This window comes from Amycolatopsis sp. 505, assembly GCF_031625235.1.
Classification (GTDB): Bacteria; Actinomycetota; Actinomycetes; order Mycobacteriales; family Pseudonocardiaceae; genus Amycolatopsis.
In genome coordinates this window covers 776,512-790,150 of sequence record NZ_JACKQP010000001.1, presented here as the reverse complement: position 1 = coordinate 790,150, position 13,639 = coordinate 776,512, and the positions used below count along the sequence as shown (strand labels likewise).

The window sequence follows — 13,639 nt, the reverse complement described above, 5'->3', positions numbered from 1 at the left end:
GGTCAGTCGGTGGACGGCAGCTGCAGGACGAGCGAGCCGCTGTTCGGGTCCGCGGCGGGAACGTCGGCCAGCGCCGCACCCGCGGGAAGGAGGACCCCCAGGGCGACGGCGGTGCTGATCAGGGCGGTGCGAATCAGGCGCGTCATGGTGAGTAGCCAAGCGGGCGCACCCTGTTCATGTCAACGAAGTGCCGCCATTCAGCCGGTCGGACGCGGCTGGAGCCGGGCCTTCACCGCCGCCCGGTCGACCTTGCCCGGCCCGCGCAGCGGCAGCTCCGAGGCGGATTCGATGCGCTTCGGCGTCGCCGCCGCGCCCAGCTCCGCGCGGACCGCCGCGCGCAGGTCGCCGTGGGCACCCGGCGGGACGACCAGCGCCACGACGGCCTCGCCCCACTCCGGGTCCGGCACGCCGACGACGCAGGCGTCTCGCACCCCGGGCTGCGCGCGGAGGCACCGCTCGATCGCGTTCGCCGACACCTTCACGCCGCCGGTGTTGATCATGTCGTCGGCCCGGCCGAGGACCTCGACGCGGCCGTCGGCGTGCCGAACCCCGCGATCGGAGGTCGTGAACCAGCCGTCCGAGAAGGACTCCGCGGTCAGGTCCGGCCGGCGCCGGTAGCCGTGCGCGAGGACGTTGCCGGCGATGCGGATCCGGTCGCCCTCGACGTCGACCCGGACGCCGTCGAGGGGGACGCCGTCGTAGACGCAGCCGCTGGCCGTCTCGCTCATGCCGTACGCCGGCACGATCCGCACGCGAGCGTCCTCGGCGCGCTCCCGCAGGGACGGCGGGGTCGCCGCCGCGCCGACGACGATCGCGTCGAACGTCCTGGCAGCGGCGAGCCCGGCGCCGCCGTCGTCGAGCAGGCGGACCAGCTGGGTCGGCACCAAGGCCGTGTACCGCGGGCCGTCCCCGAGCCGGGCCGCCGCGGCGGCGAAGTCGTCCGGGCGGAAGCCGGCGCCGGTCAGCAGCGCCGGGGTCGTCCCGGCCAGCAGCGACCGGACCAGCACCTGGAGCCCGCCGATGTAGTGCGCCGGCGTCGCCAGCAGCCAGTGCCCCGGCCCGCCGAGCCGGGTGTGCGTGGCCCCGGCGGACGCGGTCAGCGCGCGGGCCGACAGCAGGACGCCCTTCGGCGCGCCGGTCGAGCCCGACGTGGCGATGACCACGGCCGTGCCCGGCTCGGCGGGCTCGTCCGGGGCCATCGCGTCGCGCAGCGCGGGGTCGGTGAACGGCAGCACCGCCGGGCCGCCGCCCAGCGCGTCCGCGACGGCCCGCTTCAGGGTTTCGAGGGCCTCGGGCGAGCCGTCGAGGTGGACCGGGAGCAGCTCAGTAGTAATAGGGGACGTCCTGGAAGTCGGGGTCGCGCTTCTGGAGGAAGGCGTCACGGCCTTCGACGGCCTCGTCCTGCATGTAGGCCAACCGGGTGGTCTCGCCGGCGAACAGCTGCTGGCCGACCAGGCCGTCGTCGGTCAGGTTGAACGCGTACTTCAGCATCCGCTGCGCCGTCGGCGACTTGCGCGTGATCTCCCACGCCCAGGCCAGCGCCTCTTTTTCCAGGTCGGCGTGCGGGACGACGGCGTTCACCGCGCCCATGTGGTGCATCTGCTCGGCGGAGTACTCGCGGCCGAGGAAGAAGATCTCGCGGGCGAACTTCTGCCCGACCATCTTCGCCAGGTACGCCGAGCCGTAGCCGCCGTCGAACGAGCCGACGTCGGCGTCGGTCTGCTTGAACTTCGCGTGCTCGGCCGAGGCGAGGGTGAGATCGCACACGACGTGCAGGGAGTGCCCGCCGCCCGCGGCCCAGCCCGGCACCACCGCGATCACCGGTTTCGGCATGAAGCGGATGAGCCGCTGGCACTCGAGGATGTGCAGCCGGCCGGCCCGCGCGGGGTCCACCGTGTCGGAGGTCTCCCCGCTCGCGTACTGATACCCGGACCGTCCGCGAATACGCTGGTCACCACCGGAGCAGAACGCCCACCCGCCGTCCTTGGGCGACGGGCCGTTCCCGGTGAGCAGGACACAACCGACATCGGCGCTCATCCGGGCGTGGTCGAGGGCCCGGTAGAGCTCGTCGACGGTGTGCGGCCGGAAGGCGTTGCGGACCTCCGGGCGGTCGAACGCGATGCGCACCACGCGTTTGCCGCCGCGGTCCTCAGCGGAGCGGTGGTAGGTGATGTCGGTGAAGGCGAAACCTTCGACCTCGGTCCACGCGGCGGGGTCGAACAGCTCGGAAACTCGGGCGTCATCCACGTTTGCGAGGATAGGACCTGTGGACCCAACCGATCTCGATGGATGCGAGGCCTGCCGGTGAACCCTTCCACCGCGCAGGCCAGGGTCATCGTCGACGAACTCGTCCGCAACACCGTTTCGCACGTCGTCCTCTGCCCGGGCTCCCGCAACGCGCCGCTGTCGATCGCGCTGTATGACGCCGCGGCGGCCGGGAAGCTCCGGCTCCACGTCCGCATCGACGAGCGCGGGGCCGCGTTCCTCGCCCTCGGCATCGCCGCGCGCACCGGCCGCCCGGTGGCCGTGCTCTGCACGTCCGGCACCGCGGCCGCCAACTTCCACCCGGCCGTCCTCGAAGCCGACCGGGCGGGTGTCCCGCTGATCGTGTTGACCGCGGACCGGCCGCCCGAGCTGCGGGCCGCGGGCGCGTCGCAGGTCATCGACCAGCACCAGCTCTACGGCGACGCCGTCCGCTACTTCGACGAGCTGGCCGTCGCCGAGCGGCGGGCCGGCCAGAACTCGTACTGGCGCAGCCAGATCTGCCGGGCCTGGAACGCCGCCTACGGCGAGTGGCGCTGCGGGCCGGTGCACCTGAACATCCCGTTCCGCGAGCCGCTCGTGCCCGATCTCGACGATGACGGCGAGTGGTACGAGTCGCTCGACGGTCGCGCCGACGGGTCCCGCTGGACCGAGCTGCCGGACTTCGGCGCGCTGCCGTCGTTCGTCGTGCCGTCGGCCCGCCACGGCCTGGTCATCGCCTGCGACACCGGCGTCCAGGCGGCCAGCGAGTGGGCCGAGCAGCACGGCTGGCCGGTGATCTCCGAAACCGGCGGGATCGGCCTGTCCGGCGGCACGGCGATCTCGTCCGGTGCGTGGCTGCTGGGCGTCGAGGAGTTCATCTCGCGGCACAAGCCGGAGCAGGTGCTCTGCCTCGGCCGGCCGACCGTGTTCCGGCAGATCCAGAAGGTGATTTCCGACCCTGACGTCGAGGTCCTGCTGGTCCGGCCGGACTCGGACTGGCCGGCGCCCGCGCACAACGTCCGGCAGGTCGGGCAGTGGTTCGACGAGCCGACCAAGCCCGCCGACCCGGAGTGGCTGGCCGGCTGGCGCCGGGCCGACGCCGCAGCCGCGTCCGCCGTGGCGTCGACACTGGCCGAGGAACCGTGGCCGTCCGGGCTGCGGGTGGCGACCGAGCTGGTGGACGCGCTGCCGCCGGACTCGCTGCTGGTCGTCGGCTCGTCCAACCCGACCCGGGACGTCGCGCTGGCCGGCCGGCTGCGCCCGGACGTCCTCGTGCACCGCAACCGCGGCGTCGCGGGCATCGACGGCACGGTGTCGACGGCCATCGGAGCCGCGTACGTGCACCGCGGTCCGTCATACGCGCTGCTGGGCGACCTGACGTTCCTGCACGACGCGTCGGGGTTGCTGACCGGGCCCGCCGAGCAGCGGCCCGACCTGACGATCGTGGTCCTCAACGACGACGGCGGCGGCATCTTCTCCCTGCTGGAGCAGGGGGCGCCGGAGCACTCGGCGAGCTTCGAGCGCGTGTTCGGCACCCCGCACGGCGCCGACCTGGGCGCGCTGTGCGCCGGCTACCGCGTCCCGCACGTCGTCGCGGAGACGCTGACGGAGTTCCGGGCCGCGCTGGCGCCGGCGCCGGGCCTGCGGGTCGTCGAGGTCCGGGTGGACCGGTCGCGGCACCGCGACCTGCACGCCCGCCTGCGGGCGGCGGTGTCGGCAGCCGTGTCCGCGGGCTGACGTCAACCGCTTTCCGGGTGGAATCCCAGTAGGCAAGAAACCTCCCTTCGGCTGTTCCTGCCTCCGGCTGCCCTGGCTACGTTCGAGCGCGCTGATCCTCACCTCTTGGAGGAATTCGAATGCGTGCAAGAACGCGCACCGGGCTCGGTGCGCTCGCGGCCGGCGTCGTTTCGGTGCTGCTCGCCGGCACCGCCGGCGCGGCACCCGCGCCCGGCGCCCCCGGTGCCGGCGACCCGTACTACCCGAACGCCGGCAACGGCGGCACGGACGTGCTGCACTACGACATCCGGCTCACCTACCAGCCCGCGACCGACCTCCTGTCGGGCACGACGACGCTGCTGCTCACCGCGACCCAGGACCTCTCGCGGTTCGACCTGGACTTCGCGCTGAAGGCGTCGAGCGTGCGGGTGAACAACCGCCCGGCGCAGTTCACGAACCAGACGGGCAACGGCGAGCTCGTCGTCACGCCGGCCCAGCCGCTGCTCAAGGGCCAGACCGCGACGGTCGTCGTCGCCTACGCGGACACGCCGTCGACCGAGAAGGTGGACGGCCTCAACGCGTGGAAGAAGGGCGCGTTCGGCGCGCTGGGCATCGACGAGCCGCAGAGCTCGGCGTGGTGGTTCCCGGCCAACGACCACCCGACCGACAAGGCGACCTACGACGTCTCGATCGAGGCGCCGGACGGCAACGTGGCCATCTCCAACGGCTCGCTGGTCCGGACGCAGAAGAGCCGCGCGGGCTGGACCCGCTGGCAGTGGCGCAGCACGAAGCCGCAGGCCACGTACCTGACGTCGTTCATCGTCGGCAACTACGAGCTGGTCCAGTCGACCACCCCGGACGGCAAGCCGTTCGTCACCGCCTACGGCGCCGACCTGGGCGACTCGCTGTACGCGGCGAAGGCCAGCGTGGAGCGGACGCCGGAGATCAACGAGTTCCTCGCGACCCAGTTCGGCCCGTACCCGTTCGAGGCGGAGGGCGGCGTCGTGACCAGCGGCATCACGTTCTCCCTGGAGAACCAGACGCGCCCGACGTACGGCGCGCGCAACTTCCGCGCGGGCTCGAACACGACGTTGATCGCGCACGAGAACGCCCACCAGTGGTTCGGCGACAACGTGTCGCTGGGCCGCTGGAGCGACATCTGGCTGAACGAGGGCTTCGCGTCGTACGCGGAGTGGCTGTGGTCGGAGCACGAGGGCGAGGGAACGGTCGCGGAGCTGGCCCAGTACACGTACGACTCGAACGCGGCCGACGCGGACCTGTGGAAGGTCGTCCCGGCCGACCCGGGAGCGGACAACCAGTTCGACAACGCGGTCTACGACCGGGGTGCGTTGACTCTCCAGGCGCTGCGGACGGCCGTCGGTGACCAGGCGTTCTTCAAGATCCTGCAGACCTGGCAGGCCACGAAGGGCGGCAAGGACGGGCGGATCCTCGAGTTCATCGCGCTGGCGGAGAAGATCTCCGGCAAGCCGCTGCACGACCTGTTCCAGACGTGGCTGTACACGGCGGGCAAGCCTTCGGTGGGCCCGAACGGGGCTGCCGCTTTCACCTCGCGCGTCGCGTCCGTGAAGCCGCGTTCGTACGACCAGATCCAGCAGAATCACCGGTTCCTCGCCGCCGAACACGCGGGCTGAGCGGGACCGCTACGCTCGCGGCGTGAGCACGAGAGGTGAGCGGGCGAGGCGCGTCGGGTGGTGGACCACCCTCGGCGTCGCCTCGCTCCTCACCGTGATGTGCGTGTGCCTGCTGTTCGCGGCTCTTCGGAACGACAGCGCGATCTCGGCCCAGCTCGGGACGGCCACGGCGACGGTGGATTCCGTGGCGTTCGACCGGACGATCATCCACTTCGAGACGCCTGATGGGATCGTGCACAGCCCGGCCAACGGGGTGCTGTACCCGGACGGGCTGGCGGCCGGTCAGCTGGTGCGGATCGAGTACGACGCGTCCGATCCGGAGCTGGCCCGGGTGGCGGGGCGGTCGGCTGCCTTGACGCTGCTGCCGCTGGGGAGCTTTGTGTTCTTCACGTGGCTGGTGGCCGGGCCGGCGCTTTGGTGGATCCGGCGGCAGAAGAAGCGGGCTCTGGCTGCGGTTTGAGTGGTTCCCCCGCTCCTCGTCCTTTGATTGTTCAACACCGGGGATCCGGCCTCAAGGGCGCCTTCGGCGTCGCTTCGCGATGGGCTTCGCCCACCCTTGACCCCGGCTCCCCGGTGCTGACTGCGGCTGGGACGAGGGGCGGGGGAGGTGTAGGGCGGGTGGTGCGGCTTCTCGGGCTCCGGCAAGTCGGGCGGCTCGCACGTACTGGCGGGGCCTGCGGTGTCGCGAATGACTCATTCGGGACGTCCGAGGTCCCCAATGAGTCATTCGCGACACTCGAAGAGCGCCGGCACCCGCACCGGGGGTGCGCCGGAGCGTCGGTGCGCCTTGGGTGACAGCCAGCTCAGCTCGCCGTCTTCAGCCAGGTGCTTCGGGTGATCTCGTACTCCACCTCGCCCTGCTCCGCCCCCTCTACCGGGTCCTCGTACTCCCCGGCCGAGATGAATGCCCGCTTGAACGTCATCCCCGCCGAGGCCATCGTCGCCCGGGATGGCTTGTTCACCGCCATCGTCTGGGCGAAGATCCGGTCCAGCCCCAGGTCCTCGAAGCCGTACCGGAGCACCTCCAGCGACCCCTCGCGGGCGTACCCCTTCCGCCACTGGCGGCGCAGCAAGCGGTACCCCAGCTCCGCCTCGCCTTCGGCGTAGGGCTGGTCCGGGCCGTTCGGCGGCCGCAGCAGCCACCAGCCGACGAAGTCCGAAGCCGCGAAGCCCATCCAAAACCCGAACCCGGGCGCCACCGCCATCCGGCGTGCGTGAGCCGCCGAAACCTCGTCCCGCGTCGCGGCGCGGCCGGTCAGGTACCTCATCACCTCCGGATCCGAGTCCAGCTCGTACTCCAGCTCCAGGTGCTCGTCGGCCAGCGGCACGAGCGAGAGACGCGGTGTGTGCAGGGTCGGCATGCCTCGATCTTCACCCCGCCCGCAACCGATTAGCCCGCCGTCTCCTGCCACCAGCCGAGGACCTCGTCCGCCACCCCGGGGGCCGCCACGAGCAGGCCGTCCGTGGGGAGGGCCGTGTCCTCGCCGTGCTTGTCCAGGACCACCGCGCCCGCCTCGATCGCCATCGCCACCGAGCCCGCCACGTCCCACTCGTGGTAGCTGTGCAGCACCGCCGCCGCCGCGTGGCCCAACGCCACCTGGGCGATCGACAACGCCGCCGAGCCCAGCACGCGCACCCCCGCATGGGCCGCCGCCGCTCGCTCGATGAAGCCGCCCATCCCCGGCCACGGGCCCGTCCGGGCCAGCTCGGTGCAGACCAGGGCTCCCGCCGTCACGCAGCGGTCCGCCAGCTGGATCGGCTTGCCGTTCGCGCGGGCTCCCCGGCCGCGCGCCGCGGCGTAGATCTGGGCCCGGTACGGGTCCGCCACCACGCCCACCACCGGGCCGGCCGCGTCCACCAGGGCCAGGCTGTACGCGCACCACGGCACGCCGGCCACGTAGTTCGCCGTTCCGTCCACCGAGTCGACCACCCAGCGGTACTCCGCGACGTCCGCGCCGTGGTCCGCGCCGAACTCGTGGCCGACCACCGGGATGCCCGGGAACTCCGCCGTCAGGACGCGCCGGGTGTGGCGCTCCAGGATCCGGTCGGTGTCGGTGACCCAGTCGAACGGCGAGTCCAGCGTGGAAGGGTGGGCGCCGCGGCCGGCGGTCGCGGTGATCACGTCGGTGGCGTCGTTGGCCAGCCGCCCGGCCACTTCGAGCGCCCTCGACAGCAGGCCGGGCTCGACGGGCCGCGGCGGCCGTGAGGACAAGAGGGTCATGCCTGCTTAGTCTGGGCCACCCTGGTTTCCGGCACGCGACCTTGAGATGACATGTCGTAGCCGATCTGTTCCGGCAGCGTTGGCCGCCGTGTCACGCGGTCGCCAGGATCGGGTGCGATCGTCCAAGACGTGCGAGTCGCCATAGTCACCGAAAGTTTCCTGCCCCAGGTGAACGGCGTGACCAACTCCGTCCTGCGGGTCGTCGAGCACCTGCGCGAACGCGCCCACGACGTGCTGATCATCGCCCCCGGCCCGGGCCCGGACTCCTACCGCGGCGCCCCGGTGATCCGGATCCCCGCGCTCGACGTCCCCGGCGTGAGCTCCCTGCCGATCGGCCTGCCGACGCGCACCGTGCTCAACGCGCTGGCCGCGTTCGGGCCGGACGTCGTGCACCTGGCGTCGCCGTTCGTCGTCGGCGCACGCGGGCTGGCCGCCGCGAGACGGCTGCGCGTCCCGTCGATCGCCGTCTACCAGACCGACATCGCCGGGTTCGCCGCCGCGTACGGCTTCGGCATCGCCGCCCGCGCCGCGTGGCGGTGGGTGCGGCGGCTGCACTCGCGGGCCGACCGGACCCTCGCGCCGTCCAGCGACTCCGTCGAGCAGCTGCGGCTCCACGGCGTCCCGCGCGTGCACCGCTGGGCGCGCGGCGTCGACATCGAGCGCTTCTCCCCGGACCACGCCGACGCCGCGCTGCGGGCCGAGCTGGCGCCGAACGGCGAGCTGCTCGTCGGGTTCGTCGGCCGGCTGGCGCCCGAGAAGGAGGTCGACCGGCTCGCCGCCCTGGCCGGGATGCCGGGGATCCGCGTGGTCGTCGTCGGCGACGGGCCCGAACTGCCCGCGCTGAAGGACCAGCTGCCGGGTGCGGCCTTCCTCGGCGCGAAGTACGGCGACGACCTCTCGAAGGCGTACGCGAGCCTCGACGTCTTCGTCCACACCGGACCGCACGAGACGTTCTGCCAGGCGGTGCAGGAGGCGATGGCCTCCGGGCTGCCCGTCCTCGCCCCGGACGCCGGCGGCCCGAAGGACCTCGTCCTGCCCGGCCGCACCGGCTACCTGCTGCCCGCGGACCGCGAGCAGTTCGGCCCGGCGCTCGTCGAGAAGGTCGACGCCCTCCGCGACGCCGCGTTGCGCGCGAGGCTCGGCGAGAAGGCGCGCAAGGTGGTGCTGGGCCGGACCTGGCCCGCGGTCTGCCACGAGCTGGTCGGGCACTACGAAGCCGTGCGCGGCCGGGCCGCCCGCGCGGCCTGACATGCACATCGTCCAGCTCGCGAACTTCTACGGGCCGCGCTCGGGCGGGCTGCGCACCGCGCTGCACCACCTCGGCGCCGGCTACGTCGCGAGCGGCCACGAGGTGACGCTCGTGGTGCCCGGGCGCCGGTACGCCGACGAGGTCCTGCCGACCGGCGTCCGCCGGTTTTCCCTGCCCGCGCCGCGGATCCCGGGCACCGGCGGTTACCGCGCCGTCGACCCGCACCGGGTCCGCGCGGTCCTGCGCAGACTCGAACCGGACCGCCTGGAGGTGTCCGACCGGCTGACGCTGCGGGGGATGGGCGGCTGGGCGAGCCGCCACGGCGTGCCCAGCACGGTCATCTCCCACGAACGCCTCGACCGCCTGCTGGAGCAGTTCCTGCTGCCCGCGCCGATGGCCCGCCGGGTCGCCGACGCCGCCAACCGGCGGATGGCGGCCGGCTACGACACGGTGGTCTGCACGACGGCGTTCGCGCGCGCGGAGTTCGACCGGATCGCCGCGCCGAACGTCCGCCGCGTCCCGCTCGGCGTCGACCTCACGACGTTCCGGCCCGCCCGGCGCGACGACGGCTGGCGCACGGACCTGGCCTCCGGCGCGGACGCCCTGCTGGTCCACTGTGGACGGCTGTCGCCGGAGAAGCACGTTGAGCGCAGCGTGGACACAGTCGCGGCGCTGACCGAGGCCGGGGCGAAGGTGCGGCTGGTGGTGGCGGGTGACGGGCCGCGGCGGCGGGCCCTGGAACGCCGGGCGCGCGGCCTGCCGGTGACGTTCCTGGGGTTCCTGCCGGGCCGCGGCGACGTCGCCCGGCTGCTGGCCAGCGCGGACGTCTCCCTCGCGCCCGGCCCGCACGAGACGTTCGGCCTCGCCGCGCTGGAGGCACTGGCGTCCGGGACGCCGGTGGTGGTGTCGGCGTCGTCGGCGCTGCGGGAGATCGTGCGGCCCGGGTGCGGCGCGGCGGTGGACGACCACGCGCCCGCGTTCGCGGAAGCGGTGACCGGGCTCCTGGACAGCCCGGAGGACATGCGCAGGGCCGCGGCCCGGGCGAGGGCGGAGGAGTTCACCTGGCCCGCGGCGGTGGCCGGGATGCTGGCGACGTTCCGCTGAAGTACCCGGACTAATCTCGACCCATGTCACGCGCAAGCCTGGACAAGGACCCGCACGAAGTCGCCGCGATGTTCGACGGCGTCGCGTCCGGGTACGACCGGGCGAACTCGTTCATGACCTTCGGCTTCGACCGGCGCTGGCGGACCACCACCGCCCGCGTCCTCGACGCCCGCCGCGGCGAGAGGGTCCTGGACCTCGCCGCCGGCACCGGGGTGTCGACCGTCGAGTACGCCCGCGGGGGCGCGTGGTGCCTGGCCGCGGACTTCTCCTTCGGCATGCTCCGCGCCGGCCTGCACCGCAAGGTCCCGATGGTCGCCGCGGACGCGCTGAACCTGCCGTTCGCCGACGAGAGCTTCGACGCCGTGACCATCTCTCTCGCGCTGCGCAACTTCGTCGACCCGAAGGCCGCGCTCACCGAGATCGCCCGGGTGGTCAAGCCGGGCGGCCGGCTGGTGATCTGCGAGGTCTCGACCCCGCCGTTCGCCCCGATCCGGTTCATCCACCGCCGGTTCGTCCTCAAGCTCCTGACCTGGGTCGGCAGCAGGACGTCGTCCAACCCCGAGGCGTACAAGTACCTGGCCGAATCCATGCTGACCTGGCCCGACCAGCGGACCCTCGGCGAGATCATCGCGAGCGCCGGCTGGACCGACGTCGAGTGGTTGAACCTCACATTCGGGGTCGTGGCGATCCACCGCGCCCGAAAGCCTGCCTAAACTCGCGTGCATGAGCCGTCGTAGCCCAGATCAAGACGCCGAGGTCATCGTCGTCGGCGCCGGACCCGCAGGGTCCACCGTGGCCACCTACCTGGCCCGCGCGGGCGTCGACGTCCTGCTGCTGGAGAAGACCGAGTTCCCCCGCGAGAAGGTCTGCGGCGACGGCCTGACCCCGCGCGGCGTCAAGCAGCTGATCGACCTTGGAATAGATACAGCCACCGACGCGGGCTGGGTGCACAGCCGCGGCTTGCGGATCCTCACCGGCGACCTGACGCTGGAACTCGACTGGCCCGACCTGACGAGCTACCCGCCGTACGGCGTGTCCCGCACCCGTCACGACTTCGACGACCTCCTCGCGAAGCTCGCCGTGAAGGCGGGCGCGCGCCTGTACGAGCGCACCACCGTCACCAGCGCGATCACCAACCCCAGCGGGCGCGTGGTCGGCGTCGAGGCGAAGGTCGGCCCGGAGAAGACGCCGGTGCACTACCGCGCGCCCCTGGTCCTGGCCTGCGACGGCGTGTCCGCGCGGCTCGCGCTGAGCGTCGGCATCCAGAAGAACGAGAAGCGCCCGATGGGCGTGGCCGTGCGCCAGTACTACAAGAGCTCGCGGCACGACGACCCGTTCATCGAGGGTCACCTCGAGCTGTGGGACAAGTCCGACCCGCGGAACCCGAAGCTGCTGCCGGGCTACGGCTGGGCGTTCCCGCTCGGCGACGGCACGGTCAACGTCGGCCTCGGCATGCTTTCGACGTCGGCGTCGTTCCGGAACACCGACTACCGCGCGCTGCTGCGGCAATGGCTCGACGGGACGCCGGAGGAGTGGGGCTACCGCGAGGAGAACGCGATCGGCAAGGTCGGCGGCGCCGGCCTCCCGATGGGCTTCAACCGCACCCCGCACTACCGCGACGGCCTGCTGCTGCTCGGCGACGCGGGCGGCATGGTCAGCCCGTTCAACGGCGAGGGCATCTCGGCCGCGATGGAGTCGGCGCAGATCGCCGCGGAGGTCGTCGTGCAGGCGCTTGCGCGGCGCGAAGGGCCTTCGCGGGAGCGGGCTCTGGAGGCGTACCCGCGGGCGGTCGGTGAGCTGATGGGCGGCTACTACGCGCTGGGCAACGTGTTCGCGAAGATCATCGGCAAGCCGAAGATCATGCACGCGTGCACCAAGTACGGCCTGCGCATCAACAAGCTGCTGCCGCTGGTCTACAAGGGCCTTTCGGGCTGCTACGACGCCAAGGGCGGCGACGGCGTCGACCGCCTGATCGCGGCGCTGGCGAAGGTGACCCCGAGCCCGCGCTGACCGGATTTCCGAGGGCCCGGCACGGCTTCCGTGCCGGGCTTTCTCGCGCGCGGACACACGAGTGGCCTAACAAGTTGGCCGTGCGGTCAGTGGGATAGATCACAGGTCAGCGCCCGTTTTGTCCGCCCGGACCGCGATCTTGAAACCCCTTCGCGCAGGTCGCGCGCGCGGTGTTGCCGACCCGTGACAACGATGGCGAGGGAACTTAGGCGACCCTTATAACACGGGGTACTAGGGACAAGAGTGTGAGTCGCGTCCTAGACTCCCCCCATGCTTTGTGAATCCCTTCACATCCGCGACGAGTGGCTTGTGAACTATTTCACAAGCTGCTCACGGTCCAGCCACGGGCCGTAAGGAGACCCTGACCCTCGGCGGTGTGACCCAGGTCCCTTAGGGTGCCGACGAGGCCCAGCGGTTCCCCACCACAAGCACAACCGCAGCGGCGCGGAAAGGATGGCGAAGACCCCGTGCTGACGTTGCTGACCCGGACCGACACGGTGCAGCTGGCCCAAGAGGCCCCGAGCCTGAAGCCCTACCTGCCCCTGGTCCTGTTGTTCGTGCTGGCCTTGGCGTTCGCCGTGCTGTCGGTCCTGCTCGGGCCGCTCGTCGGACCCAGCCGGTACAACAAGGCCAAGCTCTCCGCCTACGAGTGCGGCATCGAGCCGTCCCCGCAGCCGCTCGTCGGCGCCGGGCGGATGCCGGTCGCGTACTACATCACCGCGATGCTGTTCATCCTGTTCGACATCGAGATGGTCTTCCTCTACCCGTTCGCCGTGCAGGCGGACGCGCTGGGCACCTTCGGCCTGGTGGAGATCCTGCTGTTCATCGCGACGGTCGGCTTCGCGTACGCCTACGTGTGGCGGCGCGGCGGCCTGGATTGGAACTAGACCCATGGGCCTGGAAGAAAAACTCCCCAACGGCGTCCTGCTGGCCAGCCTGGAAGGCCTCGTCAACTGGGCGCGCAAGAACTCGCTGTGGCCCGCCACCTTCGGCCTCGCCTGCTGCGCGATCGAGATGATGACGGTCGGCGGTTCCCGCTACGACATCGCCCGCTTCGGCATGGAGCGCTTCAGCGCGACGCCGCGCCAGGCCGACCTGATGATCGTCGCCGGGCGCGTCACGCAGAAGATGGCCCCGGTCCTGCGCCAGATCTACGACCAGATGGCCGAGCCGCGCTGGGTGCTCGCCATGGGCGTCTGCGCCTCCTCCGGCGGCATGTTCAACAACTACGCCGTGGTCCAGGGCGTCGACCACATCGTGCCGGTCGACATGTACCTGCCCGGCTGCCCGCCGCGGCCCGAGATGCTGCTGGACGCGATCCTCAAGCTGCACGCCAAGATCCAGGACGAGCCGATCAACGCCCGCCGCGCCGCCATCCGAGCCGCGAGCGGGGAGCGCACCGAGCTCGTCGCGTCGTCGATCAAGTACGCGAAGAAGTAGAGC

14 protein-coding genes are annotated in these 13,639 nt (G+C 72.0%); 9 read left to right on the top strand and 5 right to left on the bottom strand.

Features of this window, described 5'->3' with window-relative positions:
* Positions 1–2: 2 nt before the first annotated feature.
* Genes H5965_RS03705 through H5965_RS03695 form a run of 3 tightly spaced genes read right to left on the bottom strand, consistent with a single transcriptional unit; the run spans position 3 to position 2,247 of the window.
* On the bottom strand, positions 3–146 hold the full coding sequence (locus tag H5965_RS03705) for a hypothetical protein (RefSeq protein WP_310967886.1): 144 nt from the start codon (positions 144–146) through the stop codon (positions 3–5).
* A gap of 51 nt (positions 147–197) precedes the next feature.
* Complete coding sequence (gene menE, locus H5965_RS03700; protein ID WP_310968488.1) at positions 198–1,322, bottom strand: o-succinylbenzoate--CoA ligase; 1,125 nt, start codon at positions 1,320–1,322, stop codon at positions 198–200.
* Between the two features lies 1 nt (position 1,323).
* Positions 1,324–2,247, bottom strand: a complete 924-nt coding sequence (locus tag H5965_RS03695; RefSeq protein ID WP_310967885.1) for a 1,4-dihydroxy-2-naphthoyl-CoA synthase — start codon at positions 2,245–2,247, stop codon at positions 1,324–1,326.
* A 57-nt stretch (positions 2,248–2,304) separates the two neighbouring features.
* Here H5965_RS03695 and menD point away from each other — a divergent pair, with 57 nt between their 5' ends.
* From menD to H5965_RS03680, 3 genes are all read left to right on the top strand, one after another.
* On the top strand, positions 2,305–3,981 hold the full coding sequence (gene menD / locus H5965_RS03690; RefSeq protein WP_310967884.1) for a 2-succinyl-5-enolpyruvyl-6-hydroxy-3-cyclohexene-1-carboxylic-acid synthase: 1,677 nt from the start codon (positions 2,305–2,307) through the stop codon (positions 3,979–3,981).
* A gap of 119 nt (positions 3,982–4,100) precedes the next feature.
* Positions 4,101–5,612 (top strand): M1 family metallopeptidase, encoded by a 1,512-nt coding sequence (locus tag H5965_RS03685; RefSeq protein WP_310967883.1) that lies wholly within the window; start codon positions 4,101–4,103, stop codon positions 5,610–5,612.
* Positions 5,613–5,634: 22 nt separating this feature from the next.
* The gene (locus H5965_RS03680) at positions 5,635–6,072 is read left to right on the top strand and encodes a DUF3592 domain-containing protein (RefSeq protein WP_310967882.1); all 438 of its coding nucleotides are present in this window, start codon (positions 5,635–5,637) and stop codon (positions 6,070–6,072) included.
* 343 nt (positions 6,073–6,415) lie between these two features.
* Here H5965_RS03680 and H5965_RS03675 read toward each other — a convergent pair whose 3' ends face one another.
* Both H5965_RS03675 and H5965_RS03670 read right to left on the bottom strand, forming a co-directional pair.
* A complete protein-coding gene (locus tag H5965_RS03675) occupies positions 6,416–6,973 on the bottom strand; it encodes a GNAT family N-acetyltransferase (RefSeq protein WP_310967881.1) in 558 nt (185 codons plus the stop codon).
* Positions 6,974–7,002: 29 nt separating this feature from the next.
* Positions 7,003–7,833, bottom strand: a complete 831-nt coding sequence (locus H5965_RS03670) for an inositol monophosphatase (RefSeq protein WP_206790910.1) — start codon at positions 7,831–7,833, stop codon at positions 7,003–7,005.
* Between the two features lie 177 nt (positions 7,834–8,010).
* On the opposite strand from H5965_RS03670, the gene H5965_RS03665 reads away from it, so the two are divergent.
* The 6 genes from H5965_RS03665 (at position 8,011) to H5965_RS03640 (ending at position 13,636) form a co-directional block, all read left to right on the top strand.
* Complete coding sequence (locus H5965_RS03665) at positions 8,011–9,081, top strand: glycosyltransferase family 1 protein (RefSeq protein ID WP_310967880.1); 1,071 nt, start codon at positions 8,011–8,013, stop codon at positions 9,079–9,081.
* Between the two features lies 1 nt (position 9,082).
* On the top strand, positions 9,083–10,186 hold the full coding sequence (locus tag H5965_RS03660) for a glycosyltransferase (RefSeq protein WP_310967879.1): 1,104 nt from the start codon (positions 9,083–9,085) through the stop codon (positions 10,184–10,186).
* A 23-nt stretch (positions 10,187–10,209) separates the two neighbouring features.
* Positions 10,210–10,899, top strand: coding sequence for a class I SAM-dependent methyltransferase (locus H5965_RS03655; RefSeq protein WP_310967878.1), 690 nt, complete (start codon positions 10,210–10,212; stop codon positions 10,897–10,899).
* A 10-nt stretch (positions 10,900–10,909) separates the two neighbouring features.
* Positions 10,910–12,196, top strand: a complete 1,287-nt coding sequence (locus H5965_RS03650) for a geranylgeranyl reductase family protein (RefSeq protein ID WP_310967877.1) — start codon at positions 10,910–10,912, stop codon at positions 12,194–12,196.
* Positions 12,197–12,663: 467 nt separating this feature from the next.
* A complete protein-coding gene (locus H5965_RS03645; protein WP_206790918.1) occupies positions 12,664–13,083 on the top strand; it encodes an NADH-quinone oxidoreductase subunit A in 420 nt (139 codons plus the stop codon).
* Between the two features lie 4 nt (positions 13,084–13,087).
* A complete protein-coding gene (locus H5965_RS03640) occupies positions 13,088–13,636 on the top strand; it encodes an NADH-quinone oxidoreductase subunit B family protein (protein WP_043783847.1) in 549 nt (182 codons plus the stop codon).
* Positions 13,637–13,639 lie beyond the last annotated feature (3 nt).